Source organism: Cyanobium sp. CH-040 (genome assembly GCF_024346135.1).
Classification (GTDB): Bacteria; Cyanobacteriota; Cyanobacteriia; order PCC-6307; family Cyanobiaceae; genus NIES-981.
Window position 1 is genome coordinate 171136 of sequence record NZ_JAGQCJ010000005.1, and the last position, 21192, is coordinate 192327.

At 68.3% G+C, this 21192-nt stretch carries 18 protein-coding genes; 11 read left to right on the plus strand and 7 right to left on the minus strand.

Translation table 11 applies throughout. From position 1 onward, the window contains the following. Positions 1–59 precede the first annotated feature (59 nt). Positions 60–1019, plus strand: coding sequence for a sigma-70 family RNA polymerase sigma factor (locus KBY90_RS06945; RefSeq protein ID WP_254967782.1), 960 nt, complete (start codon positions 60–62; stop codon positions 1017–1019). Here the strand turns inward: KBY90_RS06945 and KBY90_RS06950 are convergent. Next, positions 962–1747 carry a DUF92 domain-containing protein gene (locus KBY90_RS06950; RefSeq protein ID WP_254967815.1) on the minus strand — a complete coding sequence of 262 codons (786 nt, stop codon included), beginning with the start codon at positions 1745–1747 and terminating at the stop codon, positions 962–964. The two genes, KBY90_RS06945 and KBY90_RS06950, sit on opposite strands and share 58 nt — an antisense overlap. Before the next feature lie 114 nt (positions 1748–1861). Between KBY90_RS06950 and KBY90_RS06955 the strand changes: the two genes are divergently transcribed. Continuing rightward, positions 1862–2281: a hypothetical protein gene (locus tag KBY90_RS06955; protein ID WP_254967783.1), complete on the plus strand. Its 420-nt coding sequence runs from the start codon at positions 1862–1864 to the stop codon at positions 2279–2281. Here the strand turns inward: KBY90_RS06955 and KBY90_RS06960 are convergent. Together KBY90_RS06960 and KBY90_RS06965 are read right to left on the minus strand one after the other, a co-directional pair. Then, positions 2247–3092, minus strand: coding sequence for a 16S rRNA (uracil(1498)-N(3))-methyltransferase (locus KBY90_RS06960; RefSeq protein WP_254967785.1), 846 nt, complete (start codon positions 3090–3092; stop codon positions 2247–2249). The genes KBY90_RS06955 and KBY90_RS06960 overlap by 35 nt on opposite strands. Before the next feature lie 10 nt (positions 3093–3102). Further along, a complete protein-coding gene (locus tag KBY90_RS06965) occupies positions 3103–3558 on the minus strand; it encodes a DUF3531 family protein (protein ID WP_254967786.1) in 456 nt (151 codons plus the stop codon). 92 nt (positions 3559–3650) lie between these two features. Here KBY90_RS06965 and KBY90_RS06970 point away from each other — a divergent pair, with 92 nt between their 5' ends. Further along, on the plus strand, positions 3651–4322 hold the full coding sequence (locus tag KBY90_RS06970) for an ABC transporter ATP-binding protein (protein ID WP_254967787.1): 672 nt from the start codon (positions 3651–3653) through the stop codon (positions 4320–4322). Then, positions 4319–5239 (plus strand): Hsp33 family molecular chaperone HslO, encoded by a 921-nt coding sequence (hslO, locus tag KBY90_RS06975; RefSeq protein WP_254967788.1) that lies wholly within the window; start codon positions 4319–4321, stop codon positions 5237–5239. The genes KBY90_RS06970 and hslO overlap by 4 nt, the downstream gene beginning before the upstream one ends. Positions 5240–5260: 21 nt before the next feature. Here the strand turns inward: hslO and KBY90_RS06980 are convergent, their stop codons facing one another. The 3 genes from KBY90_RS06980 to KBY90_RS06990 all read right to left on the minus strand — a co-directional run bounded on the left by KBY90_RS06980 (position 5261) and on the right by KBY90_RS06990 (position 7980). Next, a complete protein-coding gene (locus KBY90_RS06980) occupies positions 5261–5947 on the minus strand; it encodes a CPP1-like family protein (RefSeq protein ID WP_254967789.1) in 687 nt (228 codons plus the stop codon). Positions 5948–6015: 68 nt separating this feature from the next. Then, a complete protein-coding gene (locus tag KBY90_RS06985; RefSeq protein WP_254967790.1) occupies positions 6016–6261 on the minus strand; it encodes a hypothetical protein in 246 nt (81 codons plus the stop codon). 63 nt (positions 6262–6324) lie between these two features. Further along, entirely contained in the window at positions 6325–7980 is a 1656-nt protein-coding gene (locus KBY90_RS06990; protein ID WP_254967791.1) for a peptide chain release factor 3, read from the minus strand. A gap of 53 nt (positions 7981–8033) precedes the next feature. Between KBY90_RS06990 and corA the strand changes: the two genes are divergently transcribed. After that, positions 8034–9158, plus strand: a complete 1125-nt coding sequence (corA, locus tag KBY90_RS06995; RefSeq protein WP_254967792.1) for a magnesium/cobalt transporter CorA — start codon at positions 8034–8036, stop codon at positions 9156–9158. Between the two features lie 15 nt (positions 9159–9173). On the opposite strand, the gene KBY90_RS07000 is transcribed toward corA, so the two are convergent. Further along, positions 9174–10088 carry a hypothetical protein gene (locus KBY90_RS07000; RefSeq protein ID WP_254967793.1) on the minus strand — a complete coding sequence of 305 codons (915 nt, stop codon included), beginning with the start codon at positions 10086–10088 and terminating at the stop codon, positions 9174–9176. Between the two features lie 132 nt (positions 10089–10220). Between KBY90_RS07000 and nrdJ the strand changes: the two genes are divergently transcribed. The 6 genes from nrdJ (at position 10221) to KBY90_RS07030 (ending at position 21085) form a co-directional block, all read left to right on the plus strand. After that, on the plus strand, positions 10221–12578 hold the full coding sequence (nrdJ, locus tag KBY90_RS07005) for a ribonucleoside-triphosphate reductase, adenosylcobalamin-dependent (protein WP_254967794.1): 2358 nt from the start codon (positions 10221–10223) through the stop codon (positions 12576–12578). 768 nt (positions 12579–13346) lie between these two features. Then, complete coding sequence (locus KBY90_RS07010) at positions 13347–13835, plus strand: 5' nucleotidase, NT5C type (protein WP_254967795.1); 489 nt, start codon at positions 13347–13349, stop codon at positions 13833–13835. Positions 13836–14005: 170 nt separating this feature from the next. After that, the gene (locus KBY90_RS07015) at positions 14006–15370 is read left to right on the plus strand and encodes a helix-turn-helix domain-containing protein (protein ID WP_254967796.1); all 1365 of its coding nucleotides are present in this window, start codon (positions 14006–14008) and stop codon (positions 15368–15370) included. After that, the gene (locus KBY90_RS07020) at positions 15367–18240 is read left to right on the plus strand and encodes a type I restriction-modification enzyme R subunit C-terminal domain-containing protein (protein WP_254967797.1); all 2874 of its coding nucleotides are present in this window, start codon (positions 15367–15369) and stop codon (positions 18238–18240) included. The genes KBY90_RS07015 and KBY90_RS07020 overlap by 4 nt, the downstream gene beginning before the upstream one ends. A 77-nt stretch (positions 18241–18317) precedes the next feature. Beyond that, positions 18318–19781, plus strand: coding sequence for a restriction endonuclease subunit S (locus KBY90_RS07025; protein WP_254967798.1), 1464 nt, complete (start codon positions 18318–18320; stop codon positions 19779–19781). Beyond that, the gene (locus KBY90_RS07030) at positions 19778–21085 is read left to right on the plus strand and encodes a class I SAM-dependent DNA methyltransferase (protein WP_254967799.1); all 1308 of its coding nucleotides are present in this window, start codon (positions 19778–19780) and stop codon (positions 21083–21085) included. The genes KBY90_RS07025 and KBY90_RS07030 overlap by 4 nt, the downstream gene beginning before the upstream one ends. Positions 21086–21192: the final 107 nt, after the last annotated feature.

The window sequence follows — 21192 nt, forward strand, 5'->3', positions numbered from 1 at the left end:
GGGCGGAACGACCGTGAAACCACGGTTCTCACGCCGGTTCCGTCCAGTCCCGTTCCGCCATGTCCCGTTCCCTCTGCCGCGTCCACGCGGCCGGCTCCCAGACCAGCGCGCACCGGCCCCGAGCCGGCCAGGCCGATCCCGCATCCGCAGGCGGCGCCGCCGCCGGCACCCATCACCAGCGCAACCGGGCGCTGCTGCGGGAGCTGGGCCGCAGCCGCCGCTGCGAGGCGCGGCTGCACTGGCGCAACGCCCTGGTGGTGAACAACCTGGCCCTGGTGCGGCTGGTGGCCAGCCGGGAGAGCCGCCGCACCGGCAGGCCCTTCGATGAGCTCCACGCCACCGGCTGTCTGGGCCTGATCCGGGCGGTGGATGGCTTCGACGCCGCCCGGGGGGTGGCCCTGAGCAGCTTCGCGATCCCCTACATCCGCGGCGCCATGCTCCAGGAGCAGCGCGACCGCGACCAGCCGCTGCACACCCCCCGGCGCCTGCGGGAACTGCAGCGGCGGGCCGAAAAGCTGGTGGAGCAGCGCCGCGGGGCGGGGCTGGCGGGCCTGGCCGACCACGAGCTGGCGGCGGCCCTGGGCTGCAGCCTGGAGCGCCTGAAGGAGGCCGGCCGGGTGAAGCGGGCCCTGCGGGTGAGCAGCCTCGATCAACCCGCCCCGGGCACGGGCGACGACGCCGACGCTCCCCCCTGGCTGGAGCTGGTCGCCGCTCCCGGCGAGCCATGGGACGAGGACGGGGCCGACGGCCAGCGCGGCTGGCTGCGGCGCGCACTGCGGCGCCTCGAGCCCGCCCAGCGGGAGCTGCTGGAGGGCCGATGGATCGATGGCCTGAGCTGGCGGGAGCTGGCGCGGCTGCAGGGCTGCAGCAGCGTCGTCTGCCGGGAGCGGGCCCAGACGCTGCTGGCGCGGCTGCGGGCCGAGGCCGGTGCTGGCAGCGCAACGGAGGCCGAAGCCTGCGGTCACGCCGCCAGCCAGCCCCAGGCGAGCATCGCCAGCGCTGCCGCCAGGGCGGTCTGAACGCCGTTCACCAGCTCGTTGCTGAGCCAGGCGAAGCGGCGCTGGGCGGTGGCACCGATCACGCTCTCCAGCAGCGTGGCCGCCAGGCCCACCAGGACGATCAGCAGGGCGGCGGTGAGGGCGGACGGCGGGCCGGGCAGCAGCCCCAGGCCCAGGGCCAGCAGCACCATCACCACACTGCCCGCCAGGCTGGCGAGGGTGCCCTCCAGGCTGATGGCCCCCTCGGTGCCGGGCGGCACGGGCCGCAGGGTGGTGATCAGCACGGTGCGGCGCCCCCAGCGCTTGCCGATCTCGCTGCCGCAGGTGTCGGCCAGCTTGGCGGCGAAGCTGGCGGTGAAGCCCACCAGCAGCGTCGGCAGCCAGGCCGGCGGCGCCAGGGCGATCACCATCGCCAGCAGGGCGCCGGTGGCCGCCGACCCCCAGACGTTCTCGGGCCCGCGGCGGCCGCCCCGGGCCTCGGCCAGGCCCTGGGCCTGCTTGCGGCGCAGGCCCAGCCGGGTGACGAGCGAGCCGAGCAGCAGGTAACCCACCACCGCCAGCCAGCCGCGTACACCCAGGCAGCCCCAGAGCACGCTGCCGAGGATGCCGGCATGCACCCAGCCGGCGGGGGTGAGCAGGGGCAGGCGCTGGGCGACGGCGATCAGGGCCGCATTGAGGGCCAGGGCGAGCAGCCAGGCCAGCGGCTCCTGGGGCGCCGGCAGGGCCAGCGGGCTGAAGGCGGCGAGCAGGGGGGCCAAGGGCGGCGGCCGCGGCGGGCCGCCCCAGTGTGTTGCACACCCCTAAGGGAGCCGCCGCTGCGGAGCCGTGACGGCGGATAATCGCCCCACGTGCCGGCAGCGCCGATGATCTTCAAGCGCAAGGACTCCTTCTTCCTCGACCTCAGCAAGCCCGCTGACAAGGCCCCGGAGAAGAGCGCCGGCAAGGCCGAGCCCAAGGCGGCCTCCAAAGCGGCACCCACTGCGGCGCCGAAGGCTCCGGCTCCCGCAGCGGTGCAGGTGGCCGTGAAGGAGCCCGCCCCCGCGGCCCCCGCCCCGGCCCCCGCGGCCCCCGCCCCGGCCGCCGGCGGTCAGCCGGTGCTCACCACCGCCGAGGCGATCGCCGCCGAGCTGCGCGCCGCCCAGGAGGCACGGCCGGCACCCAGCCAGGCCACCTTCGCGCCGGAGTGCCTCAACCCGGCCAACGCCGTGCCCAGCCGCCGCCGCAAGGCCGGCGCCAACCTGGCCACCTTCAAGGCGATGGCGGACGAGATGTTCCGCAGCTGAGCCCCCGCCGCCAGGCGGCCATCAGGACGGCGGCGCTGACCGCGGCGGTGGAGCTGCGCAGGATCGTGGCCCCCAGGCTCACGGGTCGCCACCCGGCCGCTTCGGCCTGCCGCTCCTCGGCCGGCGTCCAGCCGCCTTCCGGCCCGATCGCCACCACCACCGCGGCCGGCGCGGCCTGCACCCCGGCCAGCGCCTGCTCCAGAGAAGGCAACCCCTCGCGGCGGGTGGTGGCCAGCAGGCCGAGGGCTGTGGCGAGCACCTTGGGCTGCCCGTCGGCCGCTGCGGCAGCGGCGGGCGGCAATCCAGGCGGCAATGCGGGCGGTGAGGCAAGCCACCCTTCGGCGGGCTGGACGGGATCCAGCAACGGCAGCCACAGCCGCTCGCACTGCTCGCTGGCCTCGCGCAGGATCGCCGCCTGCCGCTGGGGCTTCAGCGGCTCGGCGGCGGCGCTGCGGCCGGCACGCAGGGGCGTGAGCCGGTCGATGCCCAGCTCGGAGGCCATGCGCAGCAGCACGTCGGCGTCCTGGCGCGGCAGGGCCACCGCCAGCGCCAGCCGGGGCTTGGGCGGCGGCTCGCTCTGCAGCGGCTGACCGGGGGGCTGCTCGAGCAGGGCACTGGCCGGCTCGCCGGGGGTCTCGGGAGCGAGGGTGGCGCTCCAGAGGTGGCCGGCGCCATCCACCAGGGCGAAGCGCTCCCCCGGCCGCAGCCGCAGCACCCGGCGCAGGTAGTGGGCCTCGGATGGCTCCAGCGTCACCGCAGCGCCCGCGATCCGGGCGGGGGGTACCAGCAGCCGCCGCCATTCGCGCGCCACGCCGCTGCGCTCAGCTGCCGGCGAAGGGCAGCAGCTCCTCGGGCTGCTCCTCGATCGGCCAGTCGTCGTTGACGCCGCCGATCACCAGCTCGTCGATCTCCACCACGTCGATGCTGAGCTGGCTGAAGGTGTTGATCAGCACGTCGAGGGCGACGGCGTCGCTGAGGCCCAGATCCACCCAGCAGCGGGCCCAGCAGCCCTGGTATTCCACCGGCCCCATGTTGTGCATCAGCGCCCGCTGGGCGTGGACGGCGGCCTCGGCGTCGTAGGCCATCCAGCTCAGCTCGCCGCCTTCGGCCTCGTGGGCCTGGAGGTTCTCGGCGTTGAAGCCGCCCAGCTTGCCGAGGAAGAACCAGCTGTCGAAGGCGGTTTCCACATAGCCCCGCTCCCCCTGGCCGGGGGGATGGGGAAAGCGCAGCCAGATCCAGCAGTTGAAGGGATCGACCTCGCGGAAGCGCACCTCCATGGCAAGGGCCTCGGCAGCGGTGGGGCAGGAGGGTCACGATCCCACACGGCCATGCCAGCCGGCGGCAGCCTGTGGCCAGTCATGCTGGGGCGATGCTGGAACTGAGCGGCGTGCGCTACCAGCCGGCCACGGCGGCCGGTCCGGTGCTGGACGATGTGAGCCTGCGGCTTGAAGCCGGGCGGCTGGGGCTGGTGGCCGGCCCCAGCGGCGGCGGCAAGACCACGCTGCTGGAGGTGATCGGCGGCCTGGCGGAGCCGGAGCGGGGCACGATCCGCTGGAACGGCGAGGTCCTCAGCGGCCGCCAGCGGCGCTGGCTGTGCGGGCTGGTGTTCCAGTTTCCCGAACGTCATTTCCTCGGCCTCACCGTGGGCCAGGAACTGCGGCTGGGGCACCGGCGGCTAGAGGCCGGGCGGGTGGAGCAGGTGCTGGCGCGGGTGGGGCTGGGCCAGCAGTCCCTGCGGCAGCAGCCGGAGCGCCTGAGCGGCGGCCAGCAGCGGCGGCTGGCGCTGGCGGTGCAGCTGCTGCGCGATCCGCGGGTGCTGCTGCTCGATGAACCCACCGCCGGCCTGGACTGGGCGGTGCGCAGCGAGGTGGTGGGGCTGCTGGGGGATCTGGCGAAGGAGCGGGCGGTGCTGGTGGTGACCCACGAGCCGGAGCTGTTCGCGGCGCTGGAGCCGCTGAGCTGGCGGCTGGAGGGGGGCCGGCTGAACCCCATGGACGAGAAGGCGCTCCGTACCATGCCCGCAGCCAGGGGCCAGGGATGAGCGATCAGCTGCTGCGGGCCACGGCCGCCGGAGGCGGCATCCGCCTGGTGGCCGTCACCACCAGCGCCGCCAGCCGCGAGGCGGCGCGGCGGCACCGCCTGTCGTTCCTCACCACTGCCCTGCTGGGGCGGGCGATGACCGCCGGCCTGCTGCTGGCCAGCTCGATGAAGGTGGCCCACGGGCGGGTGAACCTGCGCATCGCCTCCGACGGTCCGCTGCGCGGGCTGATGGTGGATGCCGGCCGCGACGGCAGCGTGCGCGGCTACGTGGGCAATCCCGAGCTGGAACTGGATCTGGTAGAGGAGGCCGACGGCAGCCACCACTTCGACTTCCGCGCCGCCACCGGCACCGGCTACCTGCACGTGGTGCGGGACCTGGGCGAGGGCGAGCCCTACAGCTCCACTGTGGAGCTGGTGAGCGGCGGCATCGGCGATGACCTGGCCTCCTACCTGCTGCACTCGGAGCAGACGCCCTCGGCGGTGTTCGTGGGCGAGCAGATCGACAGCCACGGCATCCGCTGCAGCGGCGGGGTGCTGGTGCAGGTGCTGCCCAAGGCGGCGCGGGAGCCGGCGCTGGTGGCGCTGCTGGAGGAGCGCTGCCGGGAGGTGACGGGCTTCAGCCAGCGGCTGGCCGCCTGCGAGGGGCACCTGCAGACACTGCTGGAGGACATCTTCCCCGACCTCGACCCCCAGCCGCTTGACGGCGGCGGCAGCAGCGAGGCGGTGCGCTTCGCCTGTCCCTGCAGCCGCGGCCGCAGCCTGGGTGCCCTGAAGCTGCTGGGCCGCGACGAGCTCAGCAGCATGCTGGCGGAGGACGGCCAGGCCGAGCTCACCTGCCACTTCTGCGGCGAGGTGTACCGGGTGGACGGGGCGGAACTGCAGGGGCTGATCGACGAGCTGGCGCCGGCTGGCCGCTGAGCCAGCGGCCAGCGACGAGGCTCAGGCCACCAGCAGGGCGGCGAGCAGCAGCAGCAGCAGGGCCGGCAGGCTCTGCACCTGGGCCAGGTTGAGGGGAAGGCCGAGGGGCAGGCTGGCGGAGCCCAGGGCGCCCACCAGCAGGCCGCCGAGCACGAGGCCGATGCTGAGCAGGCCGAAGCCCCAGCCCACGGCCGCGAGGAAGCGGCGCCGGCGGCGCTGCAGCACCACCACGCAGAGGGCGGTGCCGAGGGCGAGCAGCAGTTCGGCCGGGGCGGTGGGCACCAGCAGCAGCAGGCCCAGCAGGGCGCCGTAGCCGCCCAGGGCGAGCCAGCGGTCGTTGCCCTCGGCCATCGCCAGGGTGGGGGCGGCGAGGGCGGGGGTGGCGACGCGGGGCAGGGCCACCTTGGGCAGGACCGGCAGCGAGGGGCGCGGCGGCGGCGGCGCCAGCTGCTCGCGGGCCGAGGCGCTGCGGGCGGCGGTGCTCACCCGGCCCTGCTGGCGCTCCTTGAGGCGGTCCATGAGCACGGCGTCGTAGGCCGCCTCCACCCGGGAGCGGGCGATGGGATCCTCGCCGGCTTCGTCAAGGCGGGCCTGGCGGGCGGCCTGCACCTCATCGAAGCTGGCGTCCGGGCTCACCCCCAGCCGCTCGTAGGGCCCGGCCGAGGGATCGGATCCGGAATCGGAGGGCGGCTCGCGGAGATCGTTCATCAGGGGGGCCGGTGCAGGAAGGGCCTGTGCAGGAGGGGCCTGCCTGCAGAGAGGTTATCGAGCCCGCCCTAGAAGAGGGGCTTGCTGCAATGGAATCCGGCTTCGCGCTGGAGCCGCTGGCGCTGGCGCTCGGCTTCGGCGGGATCAAGGCGGTGACGGCGCTTGAGCAGGGGCATCTGGGGGGGCAGGTGGCTGCCTTCACGCATCTCCACCGTGGAGAGGCCGGCGGGACCGACGCCGGCGTGGTTCTGGAAACTCACGTAATCCCAGCCCCCATCGGCACGGGGGCGCACCAGCCAGACGGAATCCGGCATCGCTCTTGACGCTTCGTTACATCTCAGTCTGGCGCGCCCACAGGGCCGGTGTGGGGCCGGGGCTCAGAGGCTGATCGGTTCGACGCCGCTCACGACCGGCGCGACGGCGCTGAGTTCCAGGTCGGGGTGGTCGTCGTGGAGCTGGTTGAGGTTCCAGTCGTTCTTGAACAGCAGCACCGGCCGGTTCCAGCTGTCGCGCACCGTCTTGCAGTTGAAGATGCGGCCCACCTTCTCCAGCTCCGGCCAGCCGCCCACCACCCAGCGGGCCACACTGAAGCCCAGGGGTTCGAGGCGCGTCTTGACGCCGTATTCGTTCTCGAGGCGGTACTGCACCACCTCCAGCTGCAGCTGGCCCACGGCGGCGAGGATCGGGTCGCGCTTGCTCTCGTCGGTGTCGTAGAGGATCTGCACGGCCCCCTCCTCGCGCAGTTCGTTGACGCCCTTGCGGAAGGTCTTGAAGGCGGAGGGGTTGGGGTTGCGCAGCCAGGCGAAAATCTCCGGACTGAAGCAGGGGATGCCCTCGTACTCCACCTTCGGGCCGAGGTAGAGGGTGTCGCCGATGGCGAACATGCCGGGGTTGTTGAGGCCGATCACATCGCCGGGGTAGGCGTCCTCCACCACCTCGCGGTCCTGGCCGAAGAGCTTCTGGGGGCGGGAGAGGCGGATGGTGCGGCCGCTGCGGGCGTGCTGCACGGTCATGTCCTTCTCGAACTTGCCGCTGCACACGCGCACGAACGCCACCCGGTCGCGGTGGCGGGGGTCCATGTTGGCCTGGAGCTTGAACACGAAGCCGCTGAAGCCGGGCGCCACCGGATCGATCACGCCGGCGCTGCTGGTGCGCGGCGTGGGCTGCTGGGCCAGCTCCAGGAAGGCGTCGAGGAAGGGGCGCACGCCGAAGTTGGTCATCGCCGAGCCGAAGAACACCGGACTGAGCTCACCGGCATGCACCAGCTCGAGGTCGAGCTCGGCGCCGGCGCCCTCCAGCAGCTCCAGCTCCTCGAGGGCCTGATCGAGGAGTTCCGGCTCCACGGCGCCGGAGGCGCGGGCCTCCTCCACGCTGAGCACCTTCTCCTCGGAGGCGCGGCCGCGCTCGGCGCGCTGAAACAGGATCACCTGCTGGCTGCGGCGGTCGATCACGCCGCGGAAGCGGTCGCCGCTGCCGATCGGCCAGTTCACCGGCCAGCAGGCCAGGCCCAGCTCGCGCTCGATCTCATCGAGGAGCTCAAGGGGCTCGCGCCCCGGCCGGTCCATCTTGTTGATGAAGGTGAAGATGGGGATGCGCCGCATGCGGCACACCTCGAACAGCTTGCGGGTCTGGGGTTCGAGGCCCTTGGCGGCGTCCTCGAGCATCACCGCGTTGTCGGCGGCCGCCAGGGTTCGGTAGGTGTCCTCGGAGAAGTCCTGGTGGCCGGGGGTGTCGAGCAGGTTGATGGTGCTGCCGTCGTAGTCGAACTGCAGCACGGTGGAGGTGATCGAGATGCCGCGCTGCTTCTCCAGCTCCATCCAGTCGGAGGTCACCTTGCGCTGCTCGCCCTTGGCCTTGACGGCGCCCGCCTGCTGGATGGCGCCGCCGTAGAGGAGGAGCTTCTCGGTGAGGGTGGTCTTGCCCGCGTCGGGGTGGGAAATGATCGCGAAGTTGCGCCGCCGCGCCACCGCCTCGGCCAGGGTCTGCAGTTCCGGGGGCAGAGCGGTGGCGGTGCTGGAGGAAGACCTGGTCATTGGATCAGCCTGCCAGGCCACCAGGATGGGAGGGATGGGTCGCACCCGCCGGCATGCCCCAGTCCCACGACCGCGTCCATCCCCGACGCCGCCACCAGACCACGAGCGAGTGGTCCACCATCCGACGCCCGTCCAGCCAGGCGACCACCTTTCTGCCCCCCGGCACACCGGTGTTCGTGGGGGAGCGCAAACAGGATGAGGCCACTCTGCACCTGATCCACTTCGACCGGGAGCGGTTGCACGAGGTGGAGGAGGCGAGCCTGGCGGACTGCCGGGACTGCCTACCTTTCCCAGGCCTCACGTGGGTGAATGTGAGCGGAGTGCACGACGTGAGCCTGATCGAAGCCCTCGGCGGACTGTTCGGCCTGCACCCGATGACGATGGAGGACATCGCCGACACCTCCCAGCGGCCGAAGTGGGAGGAGTTTCCCGACTACGGGTTCATGGCACTGAAGATGCTGGCGATCAGCGAGGCCGATGCGGAGGTGCAGATCGAGCATGTGAGCCTGATCCTGGGCCCCGATTGGGTGCTCACCTTTCTCGAGGACGACGGTGACGTGTTCGCCAGCGTGCGCAGCCGCATCCGCCGCGGCATCAGCCGTGTGCGCAGCCTGGGGGCCGACTATCTGGCGTCGTGCCTGATCGACGCGGTGATCGACCACTACCTCCTGGCAGTGGAGTGGATCAGTGATCAGATCGAGATCTTCGACACCCATGTGCTGAACCACCCCGAGCAGGTGCGGATCCAGGAGATCCACCACTTCAGGCGGGACCTGCTGGCACTGCGGCGAGCCGTGTGGCCGATGCGGGAGGTGCTGGGGGCCGTCTCCAAGAGCGAAGCCAGCGTGGTGAGCGACGAGACCGGCGTGTTCTGGCGCAACCTCTACGACCACACGGTGCAGGTGATCGACATGGTGGAGACCAGTCGCGACACCCTGATGAGCCTGCAGGACACCTATCTGTCCAGCCTCAGCAACCGGATGAACGGCGTGATGAAAACCCTCACGGTGATCTCCACGATCTTCATCCCACTCACATTCATCGCCGGGGTGTACGGGATGAACTTCCAGCACATGCCCGAGCTCGGCTGGCGCCTGGGCTACTACGGGGTGCTGGTGCTGATGCTGGTGATCGCGGTGGCCCTGGTGGTGTGGATCCGCCGCCGGGGCTGGCTGTGAGGGGCAGCGCCGGCGTCAGGGAACGGGGGGTTCACCGAGGGTCCAGACGCCATCGCGGCGGTGGAAGCGGATCCAGCTGCGCAGGCCTTCGCCTGCGTGGATCACCAGCACGGCGCGATCGCCCCGCTCCACCAGGAGCAGCCCCGTGCCGCTCAGGCCGCGCAGCTGATCGGCGGCCAGCCCACGGAGCAGCTCCAGCAGCTGGGCCTCGGGGATCTCCGCAGGAAGCGGGGCCACAGCCGCCGGATCCTGGGCCCGCAGGCGAGCCAGGCCGGCGGCGTCGAGGGAGGCAACGGTGCGGGCCCGCTCCAGCGCCAGCCGGCCCTGGGGGGTGGCCCGCACGGCGTCGCCCCCTTCCACCCGGGCCGTCACGGCGGGCTCGGGTTGCACCGGCAGATCCACCTGGAAGACGAGGGAGCGGATGTCATCCGCGTCGGGAGGGGCTGACGACTCCCGGCTGTAGGTGAGGGCGGCCCTCAGGCGCCGGGCCTGGAAGGAGAACGTCTCGAAGGCACCCGGGCCCGGCCCGCCGGAGCTGTAGAGCGACAGGGACGCCATCACCGCACCCGCGCCGTTGACGGGGGAAAGCAGGGGGGAGATCTGCACCTGCTCCGGGGCCGCTGGATCGACCTCCACCAGCACCGCGCGCAAGGCACCGCCGCGGCTCAGCTCCTGCAGACGCAACTGGGGCAGAACCCCCTGCAGGAGTGCGGGATCCACGGGTGCCTCGCTGAGCAGCAACCGCAGCCGCGGGCCGCCGGCGTCGAACCCCTCGGCACCGTCATGGAGGAGGGCCGCTCCATGGGTGAGAACGAGGCGCTGCCGGCCGCTCACCAGCTCCCCCCGCACCAGCGCGGGGTGAGGAGCGGCGAACGCCGGAGCGGCCAGCACCCAGGCCGCCAGGGCTGCGCTGGCCACAAGCACACGCATCGGCGCTGCCACGGATGCAGCCATCCTCCCCGTGGCGGAGGGGAGAGGACGGGCGACGCTGCCTCTGGTGCCAGGCGCCCCTTGCACACCCCACCAGTGGCGTTAGGGTTTCCCTCACCCGAGCTCCGCCCCATGACCGCCTCCGCCACGCCACCAGCAGCAGCGGCCGCAGCAGCTGCGGCGGAAAAGGCCTTCGAGGCACCGGCGCGGGGCGACTTCCCGCCCACGGCGCCGGCAGCGAACCCGGTGTTCTACCGCACCTATTCGCGCCGCCAGGAGGCGGGCCGCGAGAGCTGGCGGCAGGTGGCGGAGCGCAACCTGGAGGGCCTGCGCCAGCTGGGCAAGCTGAATCAGGCGGAGGTGGATCTGCTGCGACGCATGCAGCTGCAGCAGAAGTCGCTGCCGTCGGGGCGCTGGCTGTGGATCGGCGGCACGCCCTGGATCGAGCAGCGCCACAACTTCAGCGGCGCCTACAACTGCACCTCCACCAACCTGGTGGACTGGGAGGCCTTCGGGCTGATGATGGACCTGGCGATGATGGGCTGCGGCACCGGCGCCATCATCGAGCCGCGGCTGATCTCGAAGTTGCCGGCGGTGCGCAACTGCCTGGTGATCACCGGCGTGGCCGACATCGGCGCCACCCCGGCGGGCCAGCGCCAGCAGGCCACCACCCACACGATCGACGGCAACCGGGTGGCGATCAAGGTGGGCGACACGCGCCGCGGCTGGGTGGACAGCTACCAGCTGCTGCTGGAGCTGAGCAGCGACGCGCGCTTCGACGCCGGCGCGCCGATCGAGATCAGCGTGGATCTCTCCGATGTGCGGCCGGTGGGCGAAACCCTGAAGGGCTTCGGCGGCATGGCCAACCCGGTGAAGCTCAAGGACCTCTACGGCCGCGTGGCCCAGATCCTCAACAAGGCCCAGGGGCGGCAGCTCACCTCGGTGGAGTGCTGCCTGCTGATCGATGAGGCGGCGGTGACGATCGTGGCGGGCAACATCCGCCGCAGCGCGGGAATGCGCCAGTTCTCGGCGGAGGATGCATCGGCCGCCGGCGCCAAGGACAACCTCTGGCAGCAGGACAGCGAGGGCAACTGGCGGATCGATCCGGAGCGCGACGCGCTGCGGATGGCGAACCACACGCGCGTGTTCCACACCCGCCCGAACTGGGAGACGGTGCTGGAGGCGGTGACCAAGCAGTTCCAGAGCGGCGAGGGCGCGATCCAGTTCGCCCCCGAGGCGATCGCCCGCTCCAATGCCGACCTGCTGCCCACCCTGGAGCTGCGCGAGGAGTTCGTGGGGATCTACTGCGACCAGGGCCGCGAGCAGGCGGCGAACTGGCTGAAGCTGCACCACCCGGGCCTGGAGGCCGACGAGCTGGAGCACCGCCTGGGCCGCTACGGGCTGAACCCCTGCGGCGAGATCCTCGGCGCCGACTTCCACTGCAACCTGGCCGAGATTCATCTGAATCAGATCCACCCGACAGACTTCCAGGCCCAGGAGGACGCCTTCCGCGCCGCCGCCATTGCCGTGGCGTGTCTGCTCAATCACGACTTCGAGGTGGAGCGCTACCGCCAGAGCCGGGCCTGGGATCCGATCGTGGGCGTGAGCTTCACGGGCCTGTTCGACTTCTTCGTGCATGCCTTCGGCACGCCGTGGCTGAAGTGGTGGGAGGCGGGCCGGCCGGATTCGGAGGAGGGCCGGGCGTTCAAGGCGCGCGAGGCCGACTACCTGCAGCGCTGGAAGCGGATCGTGCACGAGGCGGTGTGGGAATACTGCGACCGCCACGGCATCCGCCGGCCGAACCGCTGCACCACGGTGCAGCCGGCGGGCACCAAGAGCCTGCTCACCGGCGCCAGCCCGGGCTGGCATCCGCCCAAGGCGCAGCGCTTCATCCGCCGCATCACCTTCCGCAAGAACGATCCGGTGGCGCTGGCGTGTCTGGACTACGGCTACACGATCGTGCCGAGCCAATCGGACAAGGATGAGCAGGGGCGGCTGCTGGATGATCCGTTCGATCCGCGCTGCAGCGAGTGGCTGGTGGAGATCCCCACGGAGGTGAGCTGGGCGAACCTGCCCGGTGCCGACACGGTGGAGATCAACAACTTCTCGGCCCTGGCGCAGTTCGACTTCTACATGCAGGTGCAGCAGCACTACACGGCCCACAACACCAGCGCCACGATCGAGTTCCGCGAGAACGAGATCGAGCCGCTGGCCCACAAGATCCACGAGGCGATCGAGGAGGGCTTCGGCTACATCTCGGCGGCGCTGCTGGCCCGCTTCGACGCCAACGCCACCTTCCCGCGGCTGCCGTTCGAGCCGATCGACAAGGCCACCTACGAACGGCTGCACCAGGAGGTGGAAGGCCGCCGCCGCACCGCTGACTTCTTCGAAGCCCTCGCCCGCTACGACCGCGGCGAACTGATGGAGGCCGGCCCCGCTGGGTGTGATTCGGACAAGTGCCTGCTGCCGTTGGCGAAGCCTGAGGGGTGAAGCTCTGCATGCGGGGGGTGGTTCACGGGTCCGTGAACCACCCTTGTGCGGTTGATCGTCGGTGGCATACCGCAGGTGCTCCAGGGTCTCTCAAGTTTTTGCGCGCAGGAAGCAGGGGCGATATACGGCAAACTGCGTGGTGGGGAGGGTGGTTTGCGGAACCATCCAAAAACTAGTTGGGTAGACTCCAAGTCTTCAGTCGAAACCCTATGACTCATAACTTCGAACGCCTGAAGGCACACATCCTGTCACTGTCTTCGAGCAGCGATTTCCAAATCGCAAAGACAGAATGGGATCTCGTAGGCGTTGAGATTAGCGAGGAGCTTGATCAATGCCCTTGCGGAAAGGAGATCAAAGAGCATTGTTACATCCATAACAGGCTGACCGGCAGAGAGACATATGTCGGGAATGTATGCATCAATCGATTTATGGGACTTGATACGGGAACATTGTTCGCAGGGCTTAAACGGATCAAGGCTGACGGCGACGCCGCGCCAAACGATGCGTTAATTGAGCATGCGAATTCCCATGGATACCTCTACGACAACGAATACGAGTTTCTCAAGCAGACCTCGAGAAAACGCAGACTATCCGATAAGCAGCTTTCTTGGAGGCAAAAGATAAACAGGCGAATCACATCTCAGACTGTCGTTAGAAAGCGGGGGGATGTCAAGCCGAAGCCTTCCTCTTAATGCTACCCAACATCAAGATACAGAAGACGGGCGCGGTGGAGTCCGGCTATGCAGAGCCCCATGCCCGCTTCTGATCTTGAGCGTTAAACTGCATCACGCCCAGTCATCAACTATGCTAAAGACTCTCTACATCGACCTCGACAACGTGCTTGTCGACTTCCCATCTGCATTTCCATTGGTCGAACCAAAGCAGCTGGAAGAGTTCGCCGGGCACCTCGACGACATCCCAGGTATCTTTAGCCTCATGCAACCGGTAGCGAAGGCCGTTGAATCCTTCGAGGAACTAGCAGCAATCTACGATACATACATACTCTCAACTTCCCCTTGGGATAACCCTTCTGCCTGGTCTGACAAGCTGCTTTGGGTGAAGAAGCACCTTGGAAAGCCGGCGTATAAGCGCCTCATTCTCAGTCACCATAAGCATCTCAATATTGGTCACTTCCTTGTGGACGACCGAACCAAGAACGGTGCCGACAAGTTCACCGGAGAACATATCCTATTCGGCTCGGAGCGCTTCCCTGACTGGCCAACCGTGGTGCACTACCTACGGGATCATGCGGCCTAACCCGTCGTTGTGGCCGACCGCCGACAAGCGTTGCTTACCAGATCCCTCGTCCCTGCGCTCCTCAGCAGCGGCTGAGCGTACGCGTCGGGCTCACCCCCCATGCCCCGCACTCAGCAGGCAGCTCGGATGAATGACAAGGCTGGCCACTTCTGAGTACAATTCCGAGAAGAATGGACTTGCTCGACCTGCTCAAGCGACCTGAGGGCAAGACGCTGGAGTTCAAGCGTGACCTCTCCTCGCCCGATGGTGCGCTGAAAACGGTCGTCGCCTTTGCCAACACCGCTGGCGGCACTCTGCTGATCGGCGTCGACGACCGCAGCAGGGACGTGCGCGGCGTTCCCGACCCACTGGATGAGGAGGAGCGCCTCGCCAACCTCATCAGCGACCGGATCAGCCCGCGCTTTGTGCCGGAGATCGAGATCCTGCCCTGGAGACGGACGCAGGTGCTGGCACTCCAGGTGCATCCCAGCCCGAGTCGCCCCCATCACCTGATTCGCGAGGGGCCGGCAGCCGGCGTGTACGTGCGGGTGGGTTCCACCAACCGCCGTGCCGACGCCGAGCTGATCGAGGAGCTGCGCCGTTTCTCCAGGGGCGATGGCTTCGACGAGCAGCCCATGCCGGGCCTCAGCTCGGAAGACCTCGACTTCCGAGCGGCTTCCGAGTCGTTCGCACCGTTCCGCTCCCTCCGCCGCCGCGATCTGGAGATCCTGCGGCTCGTGTGCGACCACCAGGGGCGGATGGTGCCGACCGTGGGCGGCATGATCCTCTTCGGCCACGAGCGCGAGCAGCACTTCCCGGACGCCTGGATTCAGGCCGGCCGCTTCGGCGGCACAGACAAGAGCCGCATCCTCGATCGGATCGAAATCCACTCCTTTCCCGTGCAGGCGGTGGAGGAAGCGATCGCCTTCGTGCAGAAGCATTCCTGGCACGGCGCCGAGATCGGCGCGGTTCGCCGCATCGACCGCTGGACCCTCCCTCCCGAAGCCGTGCGGGAAGCCCTGATCAATGCGGTGGTGCACACCGACTATTCACAGCGGGGCGCGCCGATCCGGCTGGCGATCTTCGACGATCGCCTGGAGATCGAGAACCCTGGCCTGCTGCCCTTCGGGCTCACGGTGGCCGACCTTCCCCTTGGCGTGTCCAAGTTGCGCAACCGCGTGATCGGGCGCGTGTTCCAGGCGCTAGGCCTGGTCGAGCAGTGGGGTAGTGGCATCCAGCGCATCAACGGCGTCTGCCGAGACGCCGGCCTGCCCCCACCGGTTTTCGAGGAGATAGCCATGCGCTTTCGCGCCACCATTCCCACCACCCCGGTGGGACCAACGGTGGTCGACATAACCGATCAGGCGATCCTCGCCAGCCTGAAGCAAGGCCAGGGGTTGGCCACCCGGGAAATTGCCGCCATCATCGGCCTGTCGGCCCGGGCCACGCGCACGCGGCTGGCGCGCCTGATTGATCGCGGGCTGGTCCGCGAGATCGGCACCAGCGCCAAGGACCCGCAGCGGAAATACTTCCTGGCTGAGGGTGGTCTGCCATGAACCTGACGCGCGAACAGAAGGCCCGCCTGGACATCGATGCTGCCCTGGAGGCGGCGGGCTGGATCCTGCAGAACCGCGACGCCATCAATCTCGCCGCCGGGCCGGGGGTGGCGCTGCGCGAAGCCAAGATGGCCAGCGGCCACGGCTTCGCCGACTATCTCCTGTTCGTGAACGGCAAGGCGGTGGGCGCCATCGAGGCCAAGCCGGCGGGCCACACCCTCAGCGGCGTGGAGATCCAGTCGGGCAAGTACGCCGCCGGGCTGCCGGCGGGCCTCAATCCGCCGGTCACGCCGCTGCCCTTCGTATACATGAGCACGGGGGTGGAGACCCGCTTCATCAACGGCCTCGACCCCGACCCGAAGACCCGCACGATCTCCGCCAACCTGCCCCACATCCACCGGCCCGAAACCCTGGCGGAGTGGATCCAGGCCGAAACGCTCGATGTCTGGGTGAAGCGGCTGCACGCCGAGGGGGGCGGCCTGTACACCGCCGCCGAAGCCACCAAACCCGCGTCGTTGCGGGCACGCCTCACCACCCTGCCGCCCCTGGAGCCCGGCACTCTCTACGCGAACCAGATCGAGGCCGTCACGAACCTGGAGCACTCGCTCAAGGCCAACCGCCCGCGGGCGCTGATCCAGATGGCCACCGGGTCCGGCAAGACGATCGCCGCGGTCACCGCCGTCTACCGGCTGATCCGCTACGGCGGCGCCCGCCGGGTGCTGTTCCTGGTGGATCGCGGCAACCTCGCCAAGCAGGCCGAGAAGGAATTTCAGGGCTACCGGGTGCCGGAGGATCAGCGCAAGTTCACCGAGCTCTACAACGTTCAGCGCCTCAGCTCGAACACGATCCTGGAATCGAGCCGGGTGGTGATTTCCACGATCCAGCGGATGTATTCGATGCTCCAGGGCGAACCCGAGCTCGATCCCGCGCTTGAAGAGGGCTCCCTGTTCGAGAGCAGCGGTGAGACCAGCCTGGAACCCCTGCCGGTTGTGTACAACGCGGCCCTGCCCTTGGAGTTCTTCGATGTGGTGGTGATCGATGAGGTGCACCGCTCGATCTACACCCTCTGGCGCCAGGTGGTGGAGTACTTCGACGCCTTCCTGATCGGGCTCACGGCCACGCCGTCGAAGCAGACCCTCGGCTTCTTCAACAAGAATCTTGTGATGGAGTACAACCACGAGCGCGCCGTGGCCGATGGCGTGAATGTGGACTTCGAGATCTACAAGATCCGCACCCGCATCACCGAAGGCGGCGCCACGGTGGAGGCAGGCCCCGACACCATGCTCGGCTTCCGCAACCGCCGGACGCGAGCGCTGCGCTGGGAAGCTCCGGACGAAGACCTCAGCTACGACCCCAACGAGCTCGACCGCCGCGTGGTGGCGAAGGACCAGATCCGCACGGTCATCCGCACCTTCCGCGACCGGCTGCCCGTGGATCTGTTCCCGGGCCGCAAGGAGGTGCCGAAAACGCTGATCTTCGCCAAGGACGACAGCCATGCCGAAGACATCGTGGAGATCATCCGCGATGAGTTCGGGCGAGGCAATGCCTTCTGCCAGAAGATCACCTACAAGGTGACGGATGCGAAACCCGAAGATCTGATCCAGGCCTTCCGCAATCAGTACGAACCGCGCATCGCCGTGACGGTGGATATGGTGGCCACGGGAACGGACATCCGCCCGATCGAGATCGTGATGTTCCTGCGGGCCGTGAAGAGCCGGCTGCTGTTCGAGCAGATGAAGGGGCGCGGTGTGCGCATCATCGATCCCAACGAGCTGCGGGCCGTGAGCGGTGAGGACGCCATCGCCAAGACCCACTTCATGATCGTGGACTGCGTGGGGATCACCGAAACCAAGCTGGCCGACACCCAGCCGCTGGAACGCAAGCGCACGGTGAGCCTCAAGGCGCTGCTGGAGCATGTGGCCATGGGCGGCACCGATCCCGACGTGCTCTCCTCTCTCGCCAGCCGCCTGGCGCGTCTCGATCGCCAGTGCGGCCCGCAGGAGCAGGCGCGAGTGGTGGAGGCTTCCGGCGGGCCCAGCCTCCATACCCTCACCACCGCGATCGTGGCCGGGCTCGACCCGGACCGCCAGATCGCCGAAGCACGCCGCCAGTTCGAGCTGCCCGACGGCGTGGAGCCCACGGAGGAGCAACAGCAGCGGGCGGCTGAGGCGCTGCTGAAGCGGGCCGCCCAGCCCATCGCCACCAAGCCGCCCCTGCGCGCACTGCTGCTCGACCTCAAGCGGGAGCTGGAGCAGGTGATCGATGAGGTGACGCAGGATGAGCTGCTGGAGGCGGGCGCGAGTGTGGAGGCGAAGGAGAAGGCGCGGGCGCTGGTGAGCGACTTCGAGCAGTTCATCGCGGCCCACCGCGACGAGATCGATGCCCTGCAGTTCTTTTATGCCCAGCCCTACGGCCGGCGCCTGACGTTCCGCGACATCAAGGCCCTAGCCGAGGCTATCCAGGCCCCGCCCCGCTCGTGGACGCCCGAGCGGCTGTGGCGCGCCTACGAGCTGCTGGAGCGCGACCGGGTGCGGGGCGCCTCCGGCCAGCGACTGCTCACGGATATCGTGTCGCTGATCCGCTTCGCCACCCACAAGGACCTTGAGCTGGTGCCGTATCGCGAGCAGGTGCACGAGCGCTTCGGCAACTGGCTGGCCCAGCAGGGCAACCGAGGGTGGCCGTTCAGCACCGAGCAACTGCGCTGGCTGGAGATGATGCGCGACCACATCGGCACCAGCCTGGAGATCCAGATCGAGGATCTCGATTACGCCCCCTTTGCAGAGGCAGGTGGACTGGGCAAGGCGGTGCAGGTGTTCGGGGAGGGGCTGCGTGGGGTGATCGGGGAGCTGAATGAGGTGCTGGCGGCGTGATTGAGCGATTGCCTTGCGGCTGGACCTCTACTTCGATTGGAGATGTCTGCCTAGATAGAGTTACTCAGGCTACTCCTATGGAAAAGCCTGTCCCATATATCGATATTGGCTCGATAAATCGACTAACCAAGCAAATTGGTGCCACCGAGTTGGTGTCTGGTGCCAACGCTCCGACACGGGCAAGGCAATGGGTTCGTACCGAGGATGTGCTTGTGTCGATGACTCGACCGAATCTCAACGCCGTAGCCAAGGTTCCCCCAGACTTGGACGGTGCGGTTGCTTCAACCGGCTTCGATGTCCTGCGACCATTGGTAATAGCGCCAGGCTGGATCTTTTATCGAGTGCGGTCGAATGAGTTCATTGCTGATGTCTGTGAAGATCTGCAAGGAGTTGTTTATCCGGCGATACGCCCGCGCGATGTACGGCGCCACAGGCTTCCACTGCCACCTCTTGCCGAGCAGATCCGCATCGTCGATGCCATCGAGTCCTACCACACACGCCTTGACGACGCCATGGCGACGCTCGAGCGCGTGCAACGCAACCTGAAGCGGTATCGCGCCTCGGTGCTCAAGGCCGCTGTCGAAGGCCGGTTGGTGCCCACCGAGGCTGAGCTGGCCCGCAAGGAGGGCCGCGCCTACGAACCCGCCTCGGTGCTGCTGGAGCGCATCCTCGCCGAACGCCGCTGCCGCTGGGAGGAAGCCGAGCTGGCGAAGCTGAAGGCGAAAGGAAAGGTGCCCAAGGATGTTAAGTGGAAGGCGCGGTATGTGGAACCGACCGCGCCGGACACGAGCGAGCTGCCGGAGTTGCCGGAAGGGTGGTGTTGGGTGAGGACTGAGCAATGCGTGATGACCCAGGTTGGCCATGCCTTTAGCAGCAGGGAGTTCATTGAAGAGGGCGTCAATCTTCTTCGCGGAGACAATATTGGCCACGGGTCTCTCCGTTGGGATGAAAATCGACGAAGGTGCATTCGACCCGAAGCTCTACAATTGCACGCCCACCTTGAATTAAAGCCAGGCGATGTTGCTCTTGCAATGGATCGTCCAATCATTTCGACCGGCTTGAAGTTTGCACATGTGCAGTCTTCTGATCTTCCTGCGCTGCTGGTTCAGCGGGTGATTCGCTTGCGTCCTTGGCTCCATAAAGGCTACTTCGATGCCAATCTCCAATCTCAGCGGTTTCTCGAACATCTTGGTAATGAGGCTAGAGGTGTCGGCGTCCCGCACGTTTCCGAGGGGCAGATCAAAGACTTTGTATTTCCTTTACCCCCTCTCGCTGAGCAGGTGCGAATCGCTCAAGAGCTTGAACGGCTTCTTTCAACATCTGAGTCCTCGATTCGGATTGCCCAGGTCAATGCTCAACGAGTCATCCGCCTCCGCCAATCCATCCTCAAATGGGCCTTCGAAGGCCGCCTCGTTGACCAGGACCCTTCGGATGAACCCGCCTCTGTACTGCTGGAACGCATCCAGGTCCAACGAGCGGCCAACCAAGGGAAAGCCCCCCGCCGCAGCCGCCGCGTGACCGCGAAGATCACCAACCCATGAGCGACGCCGCCAACCGCATCGTCCAGAAGCTGTGGTCCTACTGCCACGTGCTCCGTGACGACGGGCTCTCCTACCAGGACTACCTGGAGCAGCTCACCTTCCTGCTGTTCCTCAAGATGGCCGATGAGCGCGCCCAGCTCACCGATGAGGAACAGCCGATCCCCGAAGGCTGCCGCTGGGCCGACCTGGCCGCGCCGCAGATGGAGGGTGTGGAGCTGGAGCGGCAATACCGCGCCACCCTCCGGGAGCTGGGCAACGAGGGCGGCATGCTCGGCCTGATCTTCGAGAAGGCCCAGAACCGGATCCAGGATCCGGCCCGCCTGCGGCAGCTGGTGGTGGAGCTGATCGGCAAGGAGAACTGGTCGGCCATGGCCGCCGACGTGAAGGGCGACGCCTACGAAGGTCTGCTGGAGCGCAACGCGCAGGACACCAAGAGCGGCGCGGGCCAGTACTTCACCCCGCGGCCCCTGATCGACGGCATCGTCGCCTGCGTGCGGCCCAAGCCCGGTGAGGTGATCGCCGATCCCGCCTGCGGTACCGGCGGCTTCCTGCTGTCGGCCCACGACTTCCTCCAGCGCCACTACGAACTCGACCGCGACCAGAAGCGCCACCTGCGCTTCGAGGCCCTGCGCGGTACCGAGCTGGTGCCCAACGTGGCCCGCCTCTGTGGCATGAACCTCTTCCTGCACGGCATCGGCCCCGACGGCGACCACCAGCACGAGGTGCCGATCCGCACCGACGACGCCCTCCGCGATGAACCCGGCAGCCGCGTCGATGTGGTGATCACCAATCCGCCCTTCGGCAAGAAGTCGTCGATCACGGTCGTCAACGACGACGGCGACACCGATCGCCAGGCCCTCACCTACAACCGTCCGGACTTCTGGACCACCACCGCCAACAAGCAGCTCAACTTCGTGCAGCACATCCGCTCGCTGCTCAAGATCCACGGCCGCGCCGCCGTGGTGGTGCCCGACAACGTGCTCTTCGAAGGGGGTGCCGGCGAGATCGTGCGCCGCAACCTGCTCAAGGAGTGTGAGGTTCACACCCTGCTGCGCCTGCCCACCGGCATCTTCTACGCCCAGGGCGTGAAGGCCAACGTGCTCTTCTTCGATCGCAAACCCGGCTCAGACACCCCCTGGACCAGGACGCTCTGGGTGTACGACCTGCGCACCAACAAGCACTTCACCCTGAAGACCAAGCGCCTCACCCGCGCCGATCTCGATGAGTTCGTGGCCTGCTACAACCCCGGTGATCGCCACAACCGCCAGGCCACCTGGAGCGAAGTGGGGTTCCCCCAATTATGAGGACAGGTCCATAGGGGTCACGCCATGACCACCAGACTGTCCATCGATGACCAACCCCACCAGAACCCGGCGCCGGTTCACGGCGCAGCAGAAGGCGGAGGCCGTGG